The following is a 20589-nucleotide window of genomic DNA, read 5'->3' as shown; positions in this document are numbered from 1 at the left end:
AACATGACTCTGGGGACAGTCACCACACGCAGCTGGCAGTCTCTGGCAAGGCCGAGCGGTGGCAAACGGGATCTGGTTTTGGGGAAAAAAATTGTAGGCCGCGCGGGATCGTGGGCCGGCCATTTTCTCGCGGACGGCCGGTCGATCTTGGCAGCGCCCACAATATTCCTCCATCTGATTGAAAGCACGTCTCAGCGGTTTCGACTGCTTGTCGCAATTTACGCATCACAAGCTGGCGATATTTGGCCCATCTGCAGATACGATCGCCCGCAATATGCCCGGGTCAATTCCAGAATTCCGCGGCCGGCAGACCGATCTTGCTATGCTTCTTCTATCTCTTGTCGTACCTCGACCGCCTCAATGTCTTTGGATTTCATCAACCGCTAGTCCAGAAGCCGCCGCCAAGCGTCCGCTCTAACATAGCGCTCAAGCGGCCTCGCGAATGCGAGAAATCCTTCATAGACAGCTCCAAAAGAACCGGGGTGTCTAAGCGCTCCCAGCGCGTCAAATAAATGGGCGTCGATTCGCCCGAAGATCGGCGTCTGGGAATGTGTCGCCGGAAATTGGCAGCCATAGCGTGATATGGTGGTTTACCTGGTTCTGATTACTCCAAGAGCCTACCCGCCCAGATCCGTCCCTGCGCGACCCCCACGGCTCGTCATCGCCAATGGGCTCGCCCATACCGCCGCTACAGTGGGAAACACGACATCGTCCCACCAGCCTGCTTTATTCAATTGCTGACCACTTCAACAAAACGTTGTTAACCAAATTTTCTGACCCGCCAGAGCTTATTCGCGAGATTGAAGCGGCGAGGTGATTGATGTGTGATTCACACATAACCGTTTTTCCGCTGGATCGGCGGCGGAAATTAGTCGAAGGCATCGCCCGGGTTTTGCAATCCAAGAACGCCGAGGACGCGAGTGCTTTTTGGCGTAGCACCGTGAAGACAATTCTCGTTCAGCTATCCAAATCAGGAATTGCACCCGGCTCGGCCGAACAGGAAGTTCGCACGCTTTTTAATGCTGTCTTAGCCGAGATAGGCACCCGCAGTGCTTTGAAACTCTCGCAATAGCATCGGCTCATGAGAGACGTCCGAGGCTTCGAACTTCGAACGGTAGCACTACTGTATACGTTCTCGGTGCACGATCATCGAAATTGTGCGGCCGATGTGTTCTCGGGTGAGTCGGTTCGCCCTCACTGTCTCTGACCGTAATAGGTCAAATTAAGTTAGACGATGCGGAAATCCATTCATGGTAGGCCGACGTTCACCGCGCGAGCTTTTCCACGAGCTGAACCCGTTAAAACAATGAGCCGGAAGTTTGAATTCCAGGCCGCTTCTACGCGACTTCGAGCCTCGCGTTAGTCCCAACGACAGAAATGCAGTCCTCCTTCAAGGCATCGCAACGTGGCGATGCAGAGTCAATATAAGGCCTGAGGCTAATGCAATTGCGGGCTGATCCCGGACGAGCGGTATTTGTGGAATGTCTGGCTCGCTGCAGTGGCGCTGGCATCCCAATCACCAATTTGCAGCCGCCAAGGCAGCTATTGCACTCGCTCAGCCCCTTTAGAGCGTTTCATAGGTTGATTGAATCGGAAGGGATTGAACGAAGCCGCTGACGCGGCATTTGGCGGATCGGTTTGCGGGTGACGCTTCTGTTTTGAAGGATTGCGACTGTTGAAGCGCAATCTCGAGAACAGGAGCAATGAGATGGTCGAGTTGAGCCCTCTTCGCCGGCGCATGATCGAGGACATGACGATCCGCAATCTGTCGCCGGCCACCCAGCGATCCTACGTGCATGCGGTGGCGAAGTTTTCGCGCTACTTTGGCCGCTCCCCTGACCGGCTTGGCCTTGAGGACGTGCGCGCCTTCCAGGTGCATTTGGTCTCAACGGGGATTTCGTGGCCGGCGCTGAACCAGACGGTGTGCGCACTGCGGTTCTTCTACGGCGTGACGTTGGGCCATGCCGAGATCCCGGAGCGCATTGCCTACGCCCGCTTGCCCCGCACGCTGCCAGTGGTGTTGAGCGCCGACGAGGTGGTCAGGTTCCTGGAAGCGGTCCCGAGCCTGAAGACGCGCACGGCCCTGACGACAGCCTACGCTGCTGGCCTTCGCGCCTCGGAGACCGTCGACCTAAAGGTCGGCGACATCGATAGCGAGCGCGGTGTCATTCGGGTCGAGCACGGCAAGGGCGGCAAGGACCGCACCGTGATGCTGTCGGCGCAGCTTCTGCGCATCCTGCGGATTTACTGGCGGCTGGCGAAGCCGCAGGACTGGCTGTTTCCCGGGCGCGGCGCCGATCGTCATATCGATGTGCAGGTGTTGTATTCGGCCTGTCGCTCGGCGCGTGTGGCCGCCGGCATCGACAAGCGGGTGACGGTCCACACGCTCAGGCACAGCTTCGCCACGCATCTTCTGGAGAACGGCACCGACATCCGCATCATCCAGGTGCTGCTTGGCCACAACAACCTGTCGAGCACGGCGCGCTACACCAGGGTCTCGAACGGCCTAATCCGGCGCACGACGAGCCCGCTCGACCGGCTGAACGTCGAGGTCGTGCCGCCGGGCTGACCGGTCCCGCCCATGCCGGCGAGACTGGAGGTGGCGGATATCTTCCGCCGCCATGGCGGGGCGTATCGGCAGGTTCATGACGGCCATCTCGGGCGGGTCGAGCGCCGCGTGATGAGCGCGATCGAGCTATGCCGGACCGCCGAACTGGGCGGCCATGTCGAGGGTTGCCGATCCTGCGGGACAATCCGCGTGGCCTATAATTCCTGCCGCAACAGGCACTGCCCCAAATGTCAGGGGAAGGCCTGCCGGGACTGGCTCGCCGCGCGGCAGGCCGAGCTTCTGCCGGTGCCCTACTTCCACGTGGTGTTCACGCTGCCGGCCGAGGTCGCCGCGATCGCCTTCCAGAACAAGACGGTACTCTACACGATCTTGTTCAAGGCGGCGGCCGAGACGCTGCGCACAATCGCCGCCGATCCCAGGCATCTCGGCGCCGAGATCGGCCTCATCGCTGTACTGCACAGCTGGGGCCAGACGCTCACCTACCATCCCCACTTGCATTGCATCGTACAGGGCGGCGGCATCTCGTCCGACTGCACACGCTGGATGTCGTGCAGGCCGGGCTTCTTTTTGCCCGTGCGCGTACTGTCGCGCCTGTTCCGCCGTCTCTTTCTGGAGGCATTGCGGACGAGCTTCGACGCGGGCATCCTCAAGTTCTTCGGTGATCTCGCCGGCTTGACCGAGCCAGCCGCCTTCACCCGCCTGTTGGCCAAGGTGCGCCACCTCGACTGGGTGGTCTACGCCAAGCCACCTTTCGGTGGGCCGGAACAGGTGCTTTCCTATCTCGGCCGCTACACCCACCGCGTCGCCATCGCCAATTCCCGGCTGGTCGGCATGGACGACGATCGCGTCGCGTTCCGCTGGCGGGATTATCGTCATGGCGGCAGGACGAAGGTCATGACGCTCGATGCCCATGAGTTCATCCGCCGCTTCCTCCTGCACACGCTACCCGACGGCTTCCACCGCATCCGCCACTACGGCTTCCTCGCCAACGGTCATCGCGCCCCCAAGCTCGGCCTGTGCCGCCGACTGCTGGCCAGCCAGCAGCAGAACAATCTCAAACCGAGTGCCGAAAGCGCCGCTGTCGCCGCCGCGCGCCTGGCGTTGACGCATCGCTGCCCATGCTGCGGAGGGGCGATGATCACGCTCGCCACCTGGCGATGCGGGCAGGCGCCGCCGAACCCCTTCTGGAATGACACCTCATGATCACGCCGGGTGCGTCCACATCATCTGGTTCGGCACCCGTCGCCATGCGCGCCGGCACCCAAACCTTTGTCCCACCGCACAAAGCAGCAAGCAGCCAGCCCGGCGATAGAGGCCACTGCTGCCTGTCTGACGATTCACGTCATCACGGTTTTGCCTCCCGCCATGCTGTCCATCGCTGTGGTCGAACCGCGAACGCCGTTCATCGGCCTGGCAAAAACAATCCCACCGCTCCTCAGGGCTACAATCCCCATAGCGCCAGACCGACCCGCAGCTTCGCTCAATCCGGCTTGCAATGAGGTCCGACAATCAGCCGGCTCGCTCCGTCGCGCCGACGGACCTCACAGAAGCCTCCAGATTCCCGCTCGGTCTGATTTGTGATTCAAGATGCTGGCTGGATAGGAGGCCAGCGTCTGATGGTTCGACCTCTTTCCGATGATTTACGCGAGCGGGTTGTTAGGGCGGTTTTGAGTGGCGAGAGCCGCCGGTCGGCCGCCAAACGGTTCGGTATTGCAAATTCGACAGCCGTGAAGTTGTTGCAGCGCCATCAGGCAACCGACTCGGTGGCGCCGGGCAAGATGGGTGGCCACCGTAAGCGGGTTCTGGAACCGCATCGGGCCTTCATCGTGGAGCGGATCAACCAGACCTCTGATCTGTCGCTGCATCGGCTGAAGGACGAGTTGGCCGCGCGCGGGGTCAAGGTCTCGCACAATGCGGTGTGGCAGTTCCTGCGCCGAGAGGGGCTAAGCTTCAAAAAAAGCTGTTCGCCCTTGAACAGGCACGCGCCGATATTGCCCGCAGGCGCCAGCGATGGCGATCCTGGCAGGCCGGCCTCGATCCCCAATGCCTGGTCTTCATCGACGAGACCTGGATCAAGACCAACATGGCTCCGCTGCGCGGTTGGGGCCGAAGGGCCAGCGGCTGCGCGGCCTGGCTCCGCACGGCCACTGGCGCACGCTGACCTTCCTCGGCGCGCTGCGCTGGGATCGGCTCGCGGCACCTTGCGTCTTCGACGGGCCGATCAACGGCCAATGCTTCCGCGCTTATGTCGAGCAGCAGCTCATCACCGTGCTGAAGCCCGGCGACATCGTCACAACCTGGGCAGCCTTAAGTCGGCTACCATCAGGCGGCGACTCCATCTTCATCGAATACCTCGGTGTCTTGCCGAGTTGCGAAGACACACGGGAGGCGATGGCGCGTCCAGGGTCCCTATAGCAGCATTCCCATCGCCATCAGGTCGCCAGCCGTCACGATGACAGCTGGCAACAAGCAGACATGCTCTTCGGATAGGGAAATTCATGAGGCAAGGTCAACTCGGCCTTGGCGGGTTTTAGGATTTCGAGGCTGGCTTCCGTGCGCCAGCCTCGCTCATCAGATGGCGGATGTCGTCCGAGGAGTAGCCGTCGACAGCCATAACCATGCGGATGATCGGTTCGTTCAAGATTTCGTCGAGCGTGGGCTCGCGGTCACGTGTCATGCGTCGCCTCCGAACACTTACTGTTGCCCCCGCAGTATATGCGTACACGATGTCGGCTGTGTGACGGATCCAGGGGTATCCGACCATCAAAGTAACGACAGCGCGGCCGCATGCGTCGCTTGCCGTGTCCCCAAACGGTTTACGGTTATATGCGGGCGAAGAGCAGAGTACTGAGCGTGGAGCACAATGGTGCGCCGGGGACGCTCGACGACGACATTGTTGTTACAGATACCTTGCATTCTTATGGATCGCCGCGCCGCTGCACGGCCGAGGCCCAGAAGTTCACTGTCGTAGCCGGAGTGGCAGATGTCGCCGAACGGCAAGTCCGCCTCGACGGGATATCGCCCAAGGGACAAGAACCGCCGGTTGCCGCGAGTTGCCCCTTCGCGCCTCGACTGCGTCCTGCCGCTCTCTCAGTCCGTCAGCTTGTTGAAGGCCGAGCCCCCTAGAATAGTGTCCAGCCGCCTCAGCGCAAGGGCCTAGGGTAAGCGGAAAACAACATGAAATGGCTCTTACCTCATGCAGCGGTCGGACCGGGAATGCGGGGCAAGGTTTCGGCCAGGAACCGCCAGTCCTCCCGCTCGCCTTCGCCTTCGTGGCGCTTGCCGAAGAACTGTATGATCATTTTGCCGTCGGCGCCGTAGGCTTCGAGCGAGGTGACGTGACCGTCCTTCGTCGGCTTGCGAACGGCCCAGACCTCGCAGATGTGATGGGTCCCCAGATGGAGGTGGAAGGTCTCGTCGAGCACATTGATCCACGGGCCGATTGTTTTGATCAACTTGACCGGACCGGAATGGATCTGGATGCAGCCACGATTGCCGACAAAGCACATAATCGGCATCTCGTCTTCGGCCGCTTGTTGGAACATTGCACCAATGGCGTCCTTATCGAGCGCCCAAGCGTAATTCTCGCCGACCATTCGGACCGCATCGCAGCGGCTGAGCTTCAGTGTCTTCAACATTCCGAAGAACTGATGCACGTTGGTCAGCTGGCTCCAGTGCTCGCGTAGATCCTCCACCGCGGCTGCTTGGTCGGGAACCTCTGAGTCATCGTCGACTTGGCTCGCCTTGACAGCTACGATCGGCGCCTGGTTGCAGGATTCCAGCTGGACCACCAGCTTCCGATAAGCATCGAGGTCTGAGGCGGCCCCGAGTTGCACCTTGTGCATCGCTTTGCCTGCAGCATCAAAGAATTGCAGGCTACGGCTGATGTCCTCGCCATTGCGCTTCTCGACGGCAAAGCCATGCGCCCAAACTTTCGGGAAGACACGCAAGTCGATGTCGTCGCCGAGCACCAGAGCATGCTTGTTGCCGGTGACTACCTTGTCGTAAACACCGATCTTTTCGTGCATGGCACTCTCATTGCGGGTCAGCGCCATCACCTCGCCAACCGTTTCGAGGCCGGTCAGCACATCATTGACGCGCGGCTCGACACGAACCGCGCTGAGACCGCAATGCGCGGCGACCAGTTCCGCCTCCGAAATGCCCAGCCGGGCGGCGAGATCGTGCTCACGGATCTTCGGATTGTCTTGCTGCGCCCGCCGGATTTCGTGCGGCGATGGTCTCTCGCGCTGGTCCATGTGTTAACGACCTTCATCTGCTTGTTAAGGATCAGCTGCGCTGCCGGATGGTCGGTCGAGTGAGCGCAGCGTGGTGCTCGATGCCGACCTCGTGCTCGTTCACGAACAGGGTGCTGCTGGCGAGAGTGCGTGACCATCGAACCGGGCGTGTCGTCTGAGCGGCGAGGACCCGATTCCACCCGCGCAGAGCGGTTCTGACCCAGCCCTGACATGTTGCCGAAGCCCTGACATGTGGCTTGCTCCATTCGATCGATCGCGAGGGCACTCGCAGCATGATTGTCGTCTCGGCGGTTTTTGCCGCATCGCCATTTGCCGCATCGCCAATAGGCGTTTCAAAAGTCGTGCCAGTTCGCCTGAACAAGCGCAAAACAATGTTCCGCACACTCATCAGTGATTTATGTGAGAGTTCAGTGGGAACCGAGGCCGGACACTTTGTGTGACGTACCCGACAAACCCGACAATGCATGTCGGTTGCCCGACGTCTTGCCAACAATGGCGCACAAGATTGATAGCGCCTCTAGAGGGATCGCGCCGTGTTAAAGCGGCCTTTTCCTCTTTGGCATGGTCTCTGCAACGTGATCCGCAAAGACGTCACGGATTGAGGATAAGTCTTGCCATGATCACGCTCACCGACAATGCTGTAGCCGCCGTCAAAACCGCTCTTTCCAGCGCCAGCGAGCAAGCGGAGGGCCTTCGCATTATGGTCCAGACCGGCGGCTGCGCCGGGTTCAAATACATGATGGGCCTGGAGAGCGTCTCGCGCCAGGGCGATGTGATCACGGAGACAGATGGGTTCAAGCTGTATGTGGACGCAGACTCCCAGCCGCATGTCGCCGGCATGACGGTCGACTTCGTCACCGGGCTCGACTCTTCCGGCTTTGTCTTCGACAACCCCAACGCGCGGGACAAGTGCGGCTGCGGCAAGTCCTTCAGTTAGCTGAGGACTGTTCGTATGAGGCCTGTCTACCTCGACAACAACGCAACGACACGGGTCGATCCTGACGTTGTGGAAGCGATGTTGCCGTACTTCACAGATCAATTCGGCAACCCTTCGTCAGCGCACGCGTTTGGCGCCTCAGTCGGTGCGGCGATGAAGAAGGCGCGGCGGCAGTTGCAGGCCCTGATCGGAGCGCAGTTCGACGACGAGATCACCTTCACCTCGGGTGGAACAGAAAGCGACAATGCAGCGATCCTTTCGGCGCTCGAGGTCACGCCCGACAGAACCGAGATCGTGACATCGGTGGTGGAGCATCCCGCCGTGCTGACGCTGTGCGCGCATCTTGAGCAGGTTCGCCGCGTCAAAGTCCACAGGATCCCGGTGGATCGTCGTGGCCGGCTTGACCTCGACGCCTACAAGGCAGCTCTCTCGCCCCGTGTGGCAATCGTCTCGGTAATGTGGGCGAACAACGAGACTGGTACGATCTTTCCCGTGGCCAAGCTTGCCGAGTTGGCCAAGGAAATCGGCGCCCTTTTCCATACCGATGCGGTGCAGGTGGTCGGCAAGCTTCCAATGGACCTGAAATCGACCGCTATCGACATGATGTCGCTCTCCGGCCACAAGCTTCATGGCCCCAAAGGGATCGGCGCACTTTGGATAAGGCGTGGCGTGCACTTCCGCTCGATGATCAAGGGAGGACACCAACAGCACGACCGGCGTGCCGGTACCGAGAACACGCCCGGCATAGTCGGGCTCGGCACGGCGGCCGAACTCGCTTTGAAATTCTTGGACGACGCGACCACACGGGTAAAGTCGCTGCGCGACCGCCTGGAGGACGGGATCCTCCAGCGCATCCCAAACACCTGTGTCACTGGCGATCCGATGGAGCGGTTGCCAAACACCGCAAACATCTCCTTTGAACATACCGAAAGTGATGGAATCCCACATCTGCTGAACCGCGTGGGCATCGCCTGTTCATCCGGCTCCGCCTGCACCTCCGGCTCAATGGACCCCAGCCACGTCCTGAGCGCGATGAAAGTGCCACATGGGGCAGTTCGATTCTCGTTTGCGCGCGACAACAACGAAGAAGACGTCGAGCGGGTGCTTGAGGTCATGCCGGCAATCGTGGAGAAGCTGCGTGGCTCTACCGGTTCTCGGCCACGTGGGCGAAGTCCCGAAGGCGTTCGATCCGATCTTTGCCTGAGCGGAAAAAGAACAGGCTGCCGTTCATGAGCCGTGATGTCTTTCTCAACGACACGACCTTGCGCGACGGCGAGCAGGCGCCCGGTGTCGCCTTTACGACGGCGGAAAAGCTGGAGCTCGCCGAGTCTCTTGTGGCCGCCGGCGTCCCGGAGATCGAGATCGGCACGCCGATCATGGGCTCCGACGAGATCGAAACAATTCGCGCGGCGGTCGAGCGGCGTCTCCCGGTTCGGCTCACGGCCTGGTGCCGGATGAAGGCGAGGGATCTCGACGCAGCGATTGAGAGCGGCATCGGCGCCGTCAATCTATCGCTGCCTGCATCGGACATTCAACTTGCCGCCAAGCTCGGCCTCGATCAGGCGGGAGCGCTCCAGGTCATTGAGGATATGGTCAGGCGGGCTGCCGCTAGTGGCTTCTTCGTCGCTGTGGGCTGCGAGGATGCCTCGCGAGCCGATCGGGATCTTCTTGCCCGCGTCATCGAAACGGCTGCGCGCGCCGGCGCAAGCCGCGTTAGGCTGGCCGACACGGTCGGCATTCTCGACCCGTTCTCGACTTTCGAACTTGTCGCCCAGCTCATGGCGAAGTCTGAAGCCTCCCGCCGGCAGACGGCGACTATCAAGCCGGTCGTCGGCGCCGATGTTTTCACCCACGAATCCGGCACTCACGTCGCAGGGCTGCTGAAGGACTCGCGCGCCTATCAGGGGCTCGACCCGGCACTCGTGGGCCGCTGCCGGCGTATCGTCATCGGTAAGCATTCTGGCGCCACCTCGATTGCCCGTGTGCTGAGCGAAAGCGGTCGCGATCTCGACCCGGATTTGGCGGCCGCAATCGTGGCTCGCGTCCGCCGCAAGGCGGCCGAGGTCAAATCGCGTGACAGCAACTCAACTGGTCGAGATCTACGATGGAATGTGCAGCGAGGCACGCTTCGCGGATGTCGCCGGTTCAGGCCAGCTGGGCGACGAACACGGCGACACCACAGTGTCCGACAAGGGAGAATGCGATGAATTGTTCCGCTGACGGCCGCCCCATCGACGTTACCGACATCCTCGCGCGACTGAAGGGCCTGTCGGCCGCAGAGGAGTTCTTCGCGATCCTTGGGGTCTCTTATGATCCAAAGGTGCTGAATGTCTCACGGCTTCATATCTTGAAGCGCGTGGGCCAATACCTTGCCGAAGAAGATCTATCCGATCTGCCCGACCAGGTGGTCGCCGCGCGGGTGCGTGCTACGCTGCAACGCGCTTACGAGGACTTCGCGACTTCCTCGCCGCTTAAGCACAGGATCTTCAAGGTGCTCAAAGACCACGATCCGAGCAAGCCTGCCACGCCAGGCCGCACCTTCGTCCCATTCGAGTCCGTAATGAAACGGTTCGCGAAAGAGTGAGCGCGACATGGTTGCGACGCGACAATGTCGAGAAGCCTACACAACGGGTCGTCATGAACGCGACCCTGGAAGGAACCCGACGCGTCTCGATGAATAGGAGGGACGCAAAAAAACAGTTGGCACAAATAATGCTGCCAACGAGATCAACTGCCAGACCCGCATCCGGATAGAAGCCCAAAGAGACCGCCAATGCACATTGTAGTCTGCATCAAGCAGGTGCCGGACTCGGCACAGATACGGGTCCATCCCGTTACAAACACGATCATGCGCCAGGGTGTGCCTACCATCATCAATCCTTACGACCTATTCGCCCTCGAAGAGGCACTTAGACTGCGTGACACTTACGGCGGCGAGGTCACCGTGCTCACTATGGGCCCGCCCATGGCGGAGGACGCGTTGCGCAAGACGCTCGGTTACGGCGCCGACCGCGCTGTGCTGTTGACTGATCGCTATTTCGCCGGCTCGGACACGCTGGCGACATCCTTCGCTCTTTCCCAGGCAATCGCGAAGGTTGGCGAGACGTTCGGCACGCCAGACATCGTCTTCACCGGCAAGCAGACGATCGATGGCGACACCGCCCAGGTCGGGCCCGGCATCGCCAAGCGCCTCGATCTCATGCAACTCACCTATGTCGCGAAGATCCCCTTCGTTGACCTCGCTGCGCACGAGATCAAGGTCGAGCGCCGCTGTGAAGGCGGCACGCAGATGCTGAAGAGCAGGCTCCCTTGTCTCATCACCATGCTGGAAGGCACAAATGAGATCCGTCGGGGCTCGCTCGAGGACGTCCTGTCCGCCGCACGAAGCCAGGTCCTGAAGTGGAGTGCGGCCGACGCCGGAATTGATGACCTCACCAGATGCGGCCTGCGCGGCTCGCCGACGGTCGTCAAGCGCGTTTTCGCCCCTACAGCGCGGGCGGAAAAGGCGGCACTTATCGACACCCCCGAGAGGAGTTTGCGTGATCTCGCTGACGAACTTATCGCCGCAATCTTAGCCCGCCAGCCAGCGCTGGAACAGGAACTCGCCTTCAACGGCGGCGAATGACGGCAAGGAGAGACGATGTCGACAGCGAATCGAGAAGCCCCTCGCCCTGCCTCCGGCCGTGCCGGCACAAAGAAGGAGCTGCCTGAGCGTTTCAAGGACTATCGCCACGTCTGGGTTTTTATCGAGCTTGAGCGCGGTCAGGTCCATCCCGTATCATTCGAACTGCTCGGTGAGGGCCGCAAGCTCGCCGACAAGCTTGGCGTCGAGCTTGCCGGGATCGTGATCGGAGCGCCGGAAGAGACCAACCAGTCTGCGGTAGCCGAGGCGTTCGCTTATGGCGCCGATCTTGTCTACTACGTCGAGGCGGCGCTGCTTGCCGACTATCGGAACGAGCCTTTCACCAAGGCGATGACGGATCTGGTTGACACCCACAAACCCGAGATCCTGCTTCTGGGGGCGACCACACTCGGCAGGGATCTTGCCGGATCGGTGGCGACCACCTTGCAGACAGGGCTCACGGCCGACTGCACAGAACTCGACGTCGATGCCGACGGTTCGCTCGCCGCGACGCGTCCGACTTTCGGCGGTTCCTTGCTGTGCACGATCTATACGCTCAATTACCGGCCGCAGATGGCGACAGTCCGACCGCGGGTCATGCCCATGCCGCAGCGTATGGACAGGCCGGTCGGGCGTGTCATCCGGCATCAGCTATCGGTAGTCGAGGATGACATCGTCACCAAAATCCTCGGCTTCCTGCCGGATAGCCAGTCTGGAAAGGCCAATCTTGCTTACGCCGACGTTGTGGTTGCGGGAGGTCTCGGTCTAGGCGCGGCGGAGAACCTGCAGCTTGTGAAGGATCTCGCGCGGGCAATTGGTGCCGAGCATGGCTGTTCGCGCCCGTTGGTCCAGAAGGGCTGGCTGTCGGCTGATCGGCAGATCGGCCAAACAGGCAAGACCATCCGGCCGAAGCTTTACATAGCGGCTGGAATTTCCGGCGCCATCCAGCACCGGGTTGGCGTCGAAGGAGCGGATCTCATCGTGGCTATCAACACCGACCCGAAGGCGCCGATTTTCGATTTCGCCCACCTCGGGATCGTCACCGATGCGATCCGCTTCCTGCCTGCACTGACGGAGGCCTTCACCCGGCGTCTGTCGCCCCACAGTCGCGATAAGCTTGCGAGCTAGGGAGATGGACATGATCGAGGAAAAATTCGACGCCATTGTTGTTGGGGCCGGCATGTCCGGAAACGCAGCTGCTTACACAATGGCAAGCCAGGGCCTGAACGTGCTGCAATTGGAGCGAGGTGAATACCCGGGCTCCAAGAACGTTCAGGGAGCAATCATGTACGCGAACATGCTGGAGAAGATCATCCCGGATTTCCGGGATGATGCGCCTCTCGAGCGCCATTTGGTTGAACAGCGGCTTTGGATCATGGACGACACTTCCCACACCGGGATTCACTATCGATCGGACGACTTCAACGAGGCGAAGCCCAACCGCTATACGATCATCCGCGCCCAGTTCGACAAATGGTTTTCACGTAAGGTGCGCGAGGCTGGCGCGACCGTTCTGTGCGAGACGACCGTGACGGAACTCGTCCGCGATACCAAGGACAAGGTGATCGGCGTCCGCACCGACCGGACCGGCGGAGAGATTCTCGCTGACGTTGTCGTTCTTGCAGAAGGTGTCTCCGGACTGCTTGGCACGCGCGCCCGGCTTCGCGAGATGCCGAAGCCGAAATCCGTGGCGCTCGCCGTCAAGGAAATGCATTTCCTGCCTGAAGAGGTCATAGAGCAGCGGTTCGGCCTCAAGGCCGGTGAAGGCTGCGTGATCGAGGCAGTCGGTACAATCTCCCGCAGCATGGCCGGGCTTGGCTTCCTTTACACCAACAAGGAATCGATCTCACTGGGCATCGGCTGCCTCGTTTCGGATTTCGCTTCGATGATGGAGAGCCCATACGTCATACTCGATGCGTTAAAAAGTCATCCTTCGATCCGGCCCCTGATCGCCGGCTCAGAGGTGAAAGAATATGCCGCGCATCTCATTCCCGAAGGTGGCTACAAGGCGATTCCGCAGCTTTTTGGCGACGGTTGGGTGGTGGTCGGCGATGCTGCGCAGTTGAATAACGCCGTCCACCGCGAGGGTTCGAACCTTGCCATGACGTCCGGTCGCATCGCCGCTGAGGCAATCGTGCAGGTCAAGAGCCGCACGCGTCCCATGACTAAACAGAACCTGGCGCTCTACAAAACCATGCTGGAGAAGTCCTTCGTGATCAAAGATCTGAAGAAATACAAGGACATGCCGGCCCTGCTCCACACCAATTCCCAAAATTTCTTCACGACCTACCCACAATTGATGTCTCAGGCGGCTCAGAACTTTATGCGGGTCGACGGCACCCCGAAAATCGATAAGGAAAAGGCGACCACAGCTGCCTTCATCAAGGCGCGTTCGCGCTGGGGGCTGGTGAGCGACGTGGTCCGCCTCGCATTCGCCTGGCGCTAGGAGGACGATATGACAATCGCAGCATCACGCATTGAGGAGAAGCTCTACCAGAACCGCTACCTGGTCGATTCGGGGCGCCCACATATTAAAGTGCGGCCGCACCAGAAGCCTAGCTCTAACCTGCTCGCGTTGACCCGTGTCTGCCCGGCCCAATGTTACGAATTGACTGACGAGGGCCAAGTGGAGATCATCGCCGACGGCTGCATGGAGTGCGGCACCTGTCGGGTACTGTGCGAGGCCAGTGGTGAGATCGAGTGGAATTATCCGCGCGGCGGCTTCGGTGTCCTCTTCAAGTTCGGATGACCTGCGCACGCGCGCCATTGCCAAAAGCGTGCCGACACCTGCAATTGCAACCTGACAACTTGCAATTGAACAGCGGCTCGTTAATACTGAGGCCTCGCGGGTCGAAATACAAAAAGGCGCTTTGGGAGGAGCACCCCTGCAACCCCTGAGGTGTTTTCGATGGCTCAAATAATGCGGGATCGGGTGGATGAGATAGGGCCTCGCAACACCCGGCCACCTAATACAAACATGCACGCGGCGAACATCCCGCTCAGGGGAATCTACGAGATATCCGAGATCCTGACCGCTCCCACGCGGCTGGAGATCACGCTTGCTAATGTCGTGAACATTCTCTCCTCGTTTCTGCAAATGCGTCATGGAGCAATGGTCGCCCTGGACGCGGACGGGGAGCTGGAGATTGTCGCAACTGCCGGCAACAATCACGCGCCTCAATCAGACTGGCGCCGTGTCATACCGCAGGCCGTGGTGGATCGGATCGTCGCTACGGGGGCGCCGCTCGTCATACACGATGTGAGCAAGTCCGAACTATTTCAGGCTGGTCTCCAAACGGCTTTGAGTGGCACCCACATGCCGGTTACCTTTATCGGAGTGCCAATAGAGGCTGAGGAGGAAATTCTCGGTACACTCTCGATCGACTGTGTCAGGGACGGCGCCGCGAGCATGCGTTGCGATGAAGACGTACGCTTCCTGACGATGGTCGCCAACCTCGTCGGCCGGACCATCCGCCTGCATCGCATCCTGGGTTCAGATCGTCAGCGGCTTGATGAGGGACGGAGAGCAGAGAAATCGGTCGACGAGAAGCAGACCCGCCCTGCCCGGCATTCGCATGTCAAAATCGATGGGATCATCGGGGAAAGTCCCGCACTCAAGCAGGTGCTTGAAACCGTCGCAGTCGTAGCAAGGACCAATTCCACCGTGCTTTTGCGCGGTGAAAGCGGCACCGGCAAGGAATTTTTTGCACAGGCAATCCATAAGCTTTCGCCTCGCAGCAAGAAGGCGTTTGTCAAACTGAACTGTGCCGCACTGCCTGAAAGCGTTCTGGAATCGGAGTTGTTTGGGCATGAAAAAGGCGCCTTCACCGGGGCTGTCTCGCAGCGCGCCGGCCGTTTCGAATTGGCGAATGGCGGAACCCTGCTGCTTGACGAAATCGGCGAGATCTCGCCTGCTTTTCAGGCAAAGCTGTTGCGCGTCTTGCAGGAAGGCGAGTTGGAGCGCGTCGGCGGCACCAGGACACTAACGGTCGACGTCCGGCTCATATGCGCCACAAACAAGGACCTCGAGACGGCTGTCGTGAACGGAGAGTTCAGGGCCGACCTTTACTACCGCATCAATGTGGTGCCAATCATGCTGCCACCGCTCAGAGAGCGACCCGGCGATATTCCACGCCTTGCGCAGGCCTTCCTCGAGCGATTCAATAGCGAGAACCATCGCAAGCTCGCCTTCGCGCCGTCGGGGCTTGACCTGATCTCGCAATGCTACTTCCCTGGCAACGTCCGTGAGCTGGAAAACTGCGTGCGAAGGACGGCCACGCTTGCGCGTTCAAGCACCATCGCCACTTCAGATTTCGCCTGCCAGAATAGCCAGTGCCTGTCTTCCCTCCTCTGGAAAGGAGCCGACCGTTCAAATGACAGCAATGCCGGCGATGAGTTCGGCCGCAACAGGATGCCGGTTGGCTCGCCGCTGGGAGCCAGGCGCATCGGCGCCTCCGAGGGCGAGGAGGTGCCCGTCAATGCCCGCGATTCGAGCGATCCTGCCTGGGGTGCAACCGGCATGCGAGTGATCGATCGCGACCGGCTGATCGACGCGATGCAGAAGGCCGGCTGGGTTCAGGCCAAGGCTGGTCGTATCCTCGGCCTCACGCCGCGGCAAGTCGGCTATGCCCTGCGTCGACACGGCATCGAGGTGAAGAAGTTCTAAACGCCCGCGACGTCAAACGTCAGGCTTCCTCAAGGTCTGTGAGTGGGACCTTGCAGATGCCACTCGCCGGTCAGTCGCAAGTCCGACAAAAATGTGACGTAACGAACATGCGGAATCGCACATGAAAGCCGACATATTGAAGTGAAACCGCTTTCTTGAGCTGGCACAACTCTTGCGCTTTGAACTGCGACGCCCCACCCAGGAACGGAGCCGTTCATGTCTTTATCGACGATTTCGCTTGAGAGTTTGGTCAGAACCAAATCCTTCGACCGGTTGCTGGCGACCGCGAAATCCACCGGCTGCGCATCTTCATCCTGCGGCTCGTCCGCAAAGCCGGACGAGATCGACTCTGCTGTCTGGGAGAAGATCAGGGACCATCCATGCTATTCCGAAGAGGCGCACCATTATTTCGCGCGCATGCATGTCGCGGTCGCGCCAGCCTGCAACATCCAGTGCAACTACTGCAATCGCAAATATGACTGTGCCAATGAAAGCCGGCCCGGGGTCGTCTCGGAAAAGCTGACTCCAGACCAGGCACGACGCAAGGTGATCGCGGTTGCCAACGAAGTGCCACAGCTTTCCGTGCTCGGCATCGCCGGGCCGGGCGACGCCTGTTACGACTGGAAGAAGACGAAGGCAACTTTCGAACGCGTGGCCAGGGAAATCCGCGACATCAAGCTGTGCGTCTCCACCAACGGGCTCGCACTGCCGGATCATGTTGCCGAGCTTACCGATATGAATGTCGATCACGTGACAATCACAATCAACATGGTCGACCCCAAAATCGGCGCAAAGATCTACCCCTGGATCTTTTACAACCATCGCCGCCACACCGGCATCGACGCTGCCAGGATCCTGCACAAGCGGCAGATGTTGGGCCTGGAGATGCTGACCGCGCGCGGCATCCTCACCAAGATCAATTCGGTAATGATCCCCGGCGTCAACGACGAACACCTGATCGAGGTCAGCAAATGGGTTAAGGAGCGCGGCGCGTTCCTGCATAATGTCATGCCGCTCATTTCCGACCCCGCGCACGGTACGCATTTCGGCCTAACCGGGCAGCGCGGCCCAACGGCGTTGGAATTGAAGACACTTCAGGATCGCCTCGAAGGTGGGGCCAAGCTGATGCGCCATTGCCGGCAGTGCCGGGCCGACGCCGTCGGCCTGCTTGGCGAGGACCGTGGCCAGGAGTTCACGATCAGCCAGATTTCGGACGAGATCACCTACGACGCCAGCAAACGCAAGGTGTATCGGGAGGTGGTCGCGCGCGAGCGCGGCGATCACGTGGTAGCCAAAAGCCAAGCAGTCGCGACGGTCAAGGCAGCGGGTTCCGGCAAATCGCTTCACATCGCTGTGGCGACCAAGGGCGGCGGCCGGATCAACGAACATTTCGGCCATTCGAAGGAATTCCAGGTTTATGAAGCCTCTCAGAAGGGGATCAGCTTCATCGGGCATCGCAAAGTCGAGCAGTATTGCCTCGGCGGCAGAGGCGCGGACGCCACCCTCGATGGCGTCATAGCTGCGCTCAAAGGCGTCGACATCGTGCTGTGCCTCAAGATCGGAGATTGCCCCAAGGATCAGCTCGCGGAAGCTGGAATCCGGGTAATGGATCTTTATGGCTACGACTACATCGAGACCGCTATCGGCGCGCTTTACGCCGCCGAGTTTGGGAGCGAACCACTGGCGGCGACGGCTTGAGCGTCTCGTCCTAACCGAATCAGGAGTTGGAAAATGGCCCTCAAGATCATCGCCTCGCAATGCACGCAATGCGGCGCCTGCGAGTTCGAATGTCCATCGAGTGCGATCAAATTCAAGGGCGAGATTTACGTGATCGATCCGGAGCAGTGCACCGAATGCAAGGAGGCCTTCGATACCCAGCAATGCGCCTCGGTATGCCCGGTGCCGGGGACTTGCATTCCCGCCTAACCTCCACGGGTTAGCGGCTCGCTCGGGGTGAAGCAGGCCATGACCTCCTTTACCGAACTGCAGCCGCGAGAAAGGAATGAAGGGGTGGGCCTCGGACGCGAACAGGAGGTCGAGATCCGTAAGCCTCCACGATTTATGCCGGGCGAGCGGGTCCGTGCCATACGGCACATAAAGAATGACGGAACCTTTCCCGGTAGCGAGATAGGCGCAAACCTCGTGCGGAAGGGCGATGAAGGCTATGTGCGCGACATCGGCACCTTTCTCCAGCAGTTCTATATCTATGCGGTCGAATGGTTCGATCGCGGCACCGTCGTTGGCATGCGCGCCCACGAACTGATCAGCCTCGACAAATCCGAGGATTCTTGTGCCGAAATCACTTGTGGTCACTAACAAGGGAACAGCCCGATGAAGGTTATGATCCGCAAGACCAAGGCCGGCCTATCGGCGTATGTGCCCAAGAAGGATCTCGAAGAGCCGATCATCGGCGTCGAGAATGAAGAGCTATGGGGAGGGTCTATAACGCTCAGGAACGGCTGGCGGCTCGTCCTGCCCGACCTTCCGCGAGATACACCTTTGCCGATCACGGTCGAGGCAAGAAAGATTTCCGCCGAGGATTGATGCCGCAGGTCGGCAACCTGGGAGCGTCAACGGGACACGAGCATGAATAAGATCTTGGCCTTGGGTCATCTCATCATCAATCGGGATAGTCATGCCGCAAAGCAGCTTAAACTACTGAAGCGGGCTCTCTGCGCCGATGAGATCATCCCATATCTGGGTCCCGACCTGCTTCGGCTTAGGTACGGGGAATCACCGGTACCGCACACGCCGCAAGCCGTTGCCGCGGCATTCAACGCGCGGGCGCCCGCTCCTTCCAAGATTCGCAACAATATGTGGTCGGTCGCTCAATTCATCGAGCAGCGCCGGCATCGGCGGACGCTCCAAGCCTGGATGACTGAGATATTCGCTGGGCCGGTGGCGCCGACCGTTTTCCATGCCTGGCTCGCGACACTTCCCCTCTCGCTGATCGTCGATAGCTGGTACGACGGCGCCACGCGCGCGGCCCTCATGGACACTGGCCGCACTGATGTCGTCGAAATTCAAGGCGTCACGCGGGCGCACGCAATTGGCGACGTTTGGACGAAAACGTACGATTTGTCTGGAACGGAACTCCAACCAGATACGGCGGCGACGACGGTCCTCTATACGCCGCACGGCAGCATCAAGCCGGCGGCAAACTTCCTTATCGCGGATTCGGATTACGTCGAAGTCTTAACCGAAATCGATATCCAGACTCCGATCCCTCGAGCCGTGAAGGAACGGCGTACCAAGCGCGGCTTCTTCTTCTTCGGCTGCCGGTTTGACGACCATATGCTGCGCACCTACGCCAGACAGATCATCAAGCGCTCAAGCGGCCCGCACTTCGCGGTTATTGATTCGGCAACGCTGACCAAAAACGAACGCCACTTCCTTGCATCAAACGCAATCACGGTCCTCGACATGCCGGTAGACGAAGCCGCGGCTCAACTGGTTGGGACAGGCGTCTAGCAGATGATGGCCAGCTTTGCATGTCATGGGTTTTGACGGGGGAGTAGCGAACCTCAAGGCCCTCCAAACAGCCCAATGTCACTGGAATGCACCCCCGACAGTAGAGCTATCCGCAGCGTAAGGCAGGCGCGCAACGAAATCGCCGACGACGGCGAAACGCGAGATCACCGCATCCGCCGCTTTCGCCAGCAACACCCTGAACCAGAGGGATTACCTGACGCGCTACACCCAGGACGGCAGCATGCCGACCGACAACAATGTTCTCGAACGCGATATCAGAACCTTTGCCACCGACCGGAAGAGTTCAGCGGTACCATCGACGGAGCCAAGGCCAGCGCCATCGTCTACAGCTTGGTGCTAACCTGCCGCGCCTCACGCGTAGAGCCGCTCGCATGGTTGCGCCACGTTCTCACCGAGATTGCCTCAACGCGCTGTCGATACTGATATCACCGACCTGCTGCCCTTCAACTTAGCCGAAGCCGCTGCAGTCTGATCAGGCGCGTCCGTCTGAAAGCGATCGGTTGTTGCAAGCCTCGCTTGCATGGACAGCAAATCACGCGCCGCGTGACGCTGATCGTTCGCCCGAGCGTGCTAGGCGGTCGAGCCATCTAGCCGAGAGGCGGGAATACTCCGCTGTTAAGCTTCGGAAATAGGTCGTCACCACTCAAGGCGACCCTGAACAGGGGTGGTGGACCGGATTGATGTCCGCAGCAAGCCGTCAGCTTCAGGGCGAATGACGCTCGGACCCAAAAGACCTTCGCCTGGACTGTGCTATTGCAGTCCGAGTCTTTTCTTCAATTCCGCGTTCTCCTTGCGTAGACGTTCCGCAAGCATGTTCTTCAGGCGCTTGTTTTCTTCTTCGAGCGCAACCAGGTCCTTGAGATCGTCACCTGCTGTGGCAGGCAGCCGTGCCTTCTTCTTCCATTGATAATAGGTCTGTTCGGAGGTGCCGGCCTGCTTTACGGCGCTCTTGAGGGTGGCCCCGCCGTTGACCGACTTTTCAATTTGAGCGAGCTTTTGGGCACGCTCCTGCTCGGAGTATATTTTTCGACCGGGCCGCACAGGGGC

Annotated in this window: 21 protein-coding genes and 2 pseudogenes; 19 read left to right on the top strand and 4 right to left on the bottom strand. The window is 60.1% G+C overall.

Annotated features, from left to right (window positions below; genetic code table 11):
• The first annotated feature begins 820 nt into the window (after positions 1-820).
• From DPM33_RS37260 to DPM33_RS33660, 4 genes and pseudogenes are all read left to right on the top strand, one after another.
• Positions 821-1072 (top strand): DUF6074 family protein, encoded by a 252-nt coding sequence (locus tag DPM33_RS37260; protein ID WP_112101669.1) that lies wholly within the window; start codon positions 821-823, stop codon positions 1070-1072.
• A gap of 636 nt (positions 1073-1708) precedes the next feature.
• On the top strand, positions 1709-2569 hold the full coding sequence (locus DPM33_RS33670; protein ID WP_112101692.1) for a tyrosine-type recombinase/integrase: 861 nt from the start codon (positions 1709-1711) through the stop codon (positions 2567-2569).
• A 12-nt stretch (positions 2570-2581) separates the two neighbouring features.
• Positions 2582-3772, top strand: coding sequence for an IS91 family transposase (locus DPM33_RS33665; RefSeq protein WP_112101668.1), 1191 nt, complete (start codon positions 2582-2584; stop codon positions 3770-3772).
• Between the two features lie 413 nt (positions 3773-4185).
• Positions 4186-4861 (top strand): annotated as a pseudogene (locus tag DPM33_RS33660) (IS630 family transposase); the annotation flags it as partial.
• A 238-nt stretch (positions 4862-5099) separates the two neighbouring features.
• Here the strand turns inward: DPM33_RS33660 and DPM33_RS36525 are convergent.
• The 3 genes from DPM33_RS36525 to DPM33_RS36520 form a co-directional block, all read right to left on the bottom strand.
• Complete coding sequence (locus tag DPM33_RS36525; RefSeq protein WP_167449301.1) at positions 5100-5246, bottom strand: hypothetical protein; 147 nt, start codon at positions 5244-5246, stop codon at positions 5100-5102.
• Positions 5247-5763: 517 nt separating this feature from the next.
• Positions 5764-6825 carry a hemin-degrading factor gene (locus DPM33_RS33655; RefSeq protein WP_112101667.1) on the bottom strand — a complete coding sequence of 354 codons (1062 nt, stop codon included), beginning with the start codon at positions 6823-6825 and terminating at the stop codon, positions 5764-5766.
• Between the two features lie 31 nt (positions 6826-6856).
• Entirely contained in the window at positions 6857-7213 is a 357-nt protein-coding gene (locus DPM33_RS36520; protein WP_167449300.1) for a hypothetical protein, read from the bottom strand.
• A 228-nt stretch (positions 7214-7441) separates the two neighbouring features.
• Here DPM33_RS36520 and DPM33_RS33650 point away from each other — a divergent pair, with 228 nt between their 5' ends.
• The 15 genes and pseudogenes from DPM33_RS33650 to DPM33_RS33580 all read left to right on the top strand — a co-directional run.
• Entirely contained in the window at positions 7442-7762 is a 321-nt protein-coding gene (locus DPM33_RS33650; protein WP_112101666.1) for an iron-sulfur cluster assembly accessory protein, read from the top strand.
• Between the two features lie 15 nt (positions 7763-7777).
• Entirely contained in the window at positions 7778-8995 is a 1218-nt protein-coding gene (gene nifS, locus DPM33_RS33645) for a cysteine desulfurase NifS (RefSeq protein ID WP_112101665.1), read from the top strand.
• Positions 8992-9969 (top strand): homocitrate synthase/isopropylmalate synthase family protein, encoded by a 978-nt coding sequence (locus DPM33_RS33640; RefSeq protein WP_245442637.1) that lies wholly within the window; start codon positions 8992-8994, stop codon positions 9967-9969. The genes nifS and DPM33_RS33640 overlap by 4 nt, the downstream gene beginning before the upstream one ends.
• Positions 9966-10346 (top strand): nitrogenase stabilizing/protective protein NifW, encoded by a 381-nt coding sequence (gene nifW, locus DPM33_RS33635; protein ID WP_112101664.1) that lies wholly within the window; start codon positions 9966-9968, stop codon positions 10344-10346. The genes DPM33_RS33640 and nifW overlap by 4 nt, the downstream gene beginning before the upstream one ends.
• 189 nt (positions 10347-10535) lie before the next feature.
• The gene (locus tag DPM33_RS33630) at positions 10536-11387 is read left to right on the top strand and encodes an electron transfer flavoprotein subunit beta/FixA family protein (RefSeq protein ID WP_112101663.1); all 852 of its coding nucleotides are present in this window, start codon (positions 10536-10538) and stop codon (positions 11385-11387) included.
• Positions 11388-11402: 15 nt separating this feature from the next.
• Positions 11403-12512 (top strand): electron transfer flavoprotein subunit alpha/FixB family protein, encoded by a 1110-nt coding sequence (locus tag DPM33_RS33625; protein ID WP_112101662.1) that lies wholly within the window; start codon positions 11403-11405, stop codon positions 12510-12512.
• Between the two features lie 10 nt (positions 12513-12522).
• Positions 12523-13830, top strand: coding sequence for an FAD-binding protein (locus DPM33_RS33620; protein WP_112101661.1), 1308 nt, complete (start codon positions 12523-12525; stop codon positions 13828-13830).
• A gap of 9 nt (positions 13831-13839) precedes the next feature.
• Complete coding sequence (locus tag DPM33_RS33615) at positions 13840-14133, top strand: ferredoxin family protein (protein ID WP_112101660.1); 294 nt, start codon at positions 13840-13842, stop codon at positions 14131-14133.
• Between the two features lie 228 nt (positions 14134-14361).
• Entirely contained in the window at positions 14362-16050 is a 1689-nt protein-coding gene (gene nifA, locus DPM33_RS33610; protein ID WP_245442635.1) for a nif-specific transcriptional activator NifA, read from the top strand.
• Positions 16051-16266: 216 nt separating this feature from the next.
• A complete protein-coding gene (gene nifB / locus DPM33_RS33605; RefSeq protein ID WP_112101658.1) occupies positions 16267-17748 on the top strand; it encodes a nitrogenase cofactor biosynthesis protein NifB in 1482 nt (493 codons plus the stop codon).
• 33 nt (positions 17749-17781) lie between these two features.
• On the top strand, positions 17782-17976 hold the full coding sequence (locus DPM33_RS33600) for a 4Fe-4S binding protein (RefSeq protein WP_112101657.1): 195 nt from the start codon (positions 17782-17784) through the stop codon (positions 17974-17976).
• A gap of 39 nt (positions 17977-18015) precedes the next feature.
• Entirely contained in the window at positions 18016-18366 is a 351-nt protein-coding gene (locus DPM33_RS33595; RefSeq protein ID WP_425373610.1) for a nitrogen fixation protein NifZ, read from the top strand.
• A 15-nt stretch (positions 18367-18381) separates the two neighbouring features.
• The gene (gene nifT, locus DPM33_RS33590; RefSeq protein ID WP_112101656.1) at positions 18382-18594 is read left to right on the top strand and encodes a putative nitrogen fixation protein NifT; all 213 of its coding nucleotides are present in this window, start codon (positions 18382-18384) and stop codon (positions 18592-18594) included.
• A gap of 42 nt (positions 18595-18636) precedes the next feature.
• On the top strand, positions 18637-19521 hold the full coding sequence (locus DPM33_RS33585) for an SIR2 family protein (protein ID WP_112101655.1): 885 nt from the start codon (positions 18637-18639) through the stop codon (positions 19519-19521).
• Positions 19522-19714: 193 nt separating this feature from the next.
• Positions 19715-20014 (top strand): annotated as a pseudogene (locus DPM33_RS33580) (transposase domain-containing protein); the annotation flags it as partial.
• A gap of 278 nt (positions 20015-20292) precedes the next feature.
• On the opposite strand, the gene DPM33_RS33575 reads toward DPM33_RS33580, so the two are convergent.
• Positions 20293-20589, bottom strand: a 297-nt coding sequence (locus DPM33_RS33575; RefSeq protein WP_245442633.1) for a transposase, incomplete at its 5' end; no start/stop codon positions are given.

This window comes from Mesorhizobium hawassense (genome assembly GCF_003289945.1).
GTDB lineage: Bacteria > Pseudomonadota > Alphaproteobacteria > Rhizobiales > Rhizobiaceae > Mesorhizobium > Mesorhizobium hawassense.
The sequence above is the reverse complement of the archived record's forward strand: the minus strand, read 5'-3'. Positions and strand labels throughout refer to the sequence as shown.

Bases quoted from the DNA above. Each gene is read 5' to 3' on its own strand.
- DPM33_RS37260 (WP_112101669.1), top strand. From the start codon at position 821: ATGTGTGATTCACACATAACCGTTTTTCCGCTGGATCGGCGGCGGAAA.
- DPM33_RS33670 (WP_112101692.1), top strand. From the start codon at position 1,709: ATGGTCGAGTTGAGCCCTCTTCGCCGGCGCATGATCGAGGACATGACG.
- DPM33_RS33665 (WP_112101668.1), top strand. From the start codon at position 2,582: ATGCCGGCGAGACTGGAGGTGGCGGATATCTTCCGCCGCCATGGCGGG.
- DPM33_RS36525 (WP_167449301.1), bottom strand. From the start codon at position 5,246: ATGACACGTGACCGCGAGCCCACGCTCGACGAAATCTTGAACGAACCG.
- DPM33_RS33655 (WP_112101667.1), bottom strand. From the start codon at position 6,825: ATGGACCAGCGCGAGAGACCATCGCCGCACGAAATCCGGCGGGCGCAG.
- DPM33_RS36520 (WP_167449300.1), bottom strand. From the start codon at position 7,213: ATGAGTGTGCGGAACATTGTTTTGCGCTTGTTCAGGCGAACTGGCACG.
- DPM33_RS33650 (WP_112101666.1), top strand. From the start codon at position 7,442: ATGATCACGCTCACCGACAATGCTGTAGCCGCCGTCAAAACCGCTCTT.
- nifS (WP_112101665.1), top strand. From the start codon at position 7,778: ATGAGGCCTGTCTACCTCGACAACAACGCAACGACACGGGTCGATCCT.
- DPM33_RS33640 (WP_245442637.1), top strand. From the start codon at position 8,992: ATGAGCCGTGATGTCTTTCTCAACGACACGACCTTGCGCGACGGCGAG.
- nifW (WP_112101664.1), top strand. From the start codon at position 9,966: ATGAATTGTTCCGCTGACGGCCGCCCCATCGACGTTACCGACATCCTC.
- DPM33_RS33630 (WP_112101663.1), top strand. From the start codon at position 10,536: ATGCACATTGTAGTCTGCATCAAGCAGGTGCCGGACTCGGCACAGATA.
- DPM33_RS33625 (WP_112101662.1), top strand. From the start codon at position 11,403: ATGTCGACAGCGAATCGAGAAGCCCCTCGCCCTGCCTCCGGCCGTGCC.
- DPM33_RS33620 (WP_112101661.1), top strand. From the start codon at position 12,523: ATGATCGAGGAAAAATTCGACGCCATTGTTGTTGGGGCCGGCATGTCC.
- DPM33_RS33615 (WP_112101660.1), top strand. From the start codon at position 13,840: ATGACAATCGCAGCATCACGCATTGAGGAGAAGCTCTACCAGAACCGC.
- nifA (WP_245442635.1), top strand. From the start codon at position 14,362: ATGCACGCGGCGAACATCCCGCTCAGGGGAATCTACGAGATATCCGAG.
- nifB (WP_112101658.1), top strand. From the start codon at position 16,267: ATGTCTTTATCGACGATTTCGCTTGAGAGTTTGGTCAGAACCAAATCC.
- DPM33_RS33600 (WP_112101657.1), top strand. From the start codon at position 17,782: ATGGCCCTCAAGATCATCGCCTCGCAATGCACGCAATGCGGCGCCTGC.
- DPM33_RS33595 (WP_425373610.1), top strand. From the start codon at position 18,016: ATGACCTCCTTTACCGAACTGCAGCCGCGAGAAAGGAATGAAGGGGTG.
- nifT (WP_112101656.1), top strand. From the start codon at position 18,382: ATGAAGGTTATGATCCGCAAGACCAAGGCCGGCCTATCGGCGTATGTG.
- DPM33_RS33585 (WP_112101655.1), top strand. From the start codon at position 18,637: ATGAATAAGATCTTGGCCTTGGGTCATCTCATCATCAATCGGGATAGT.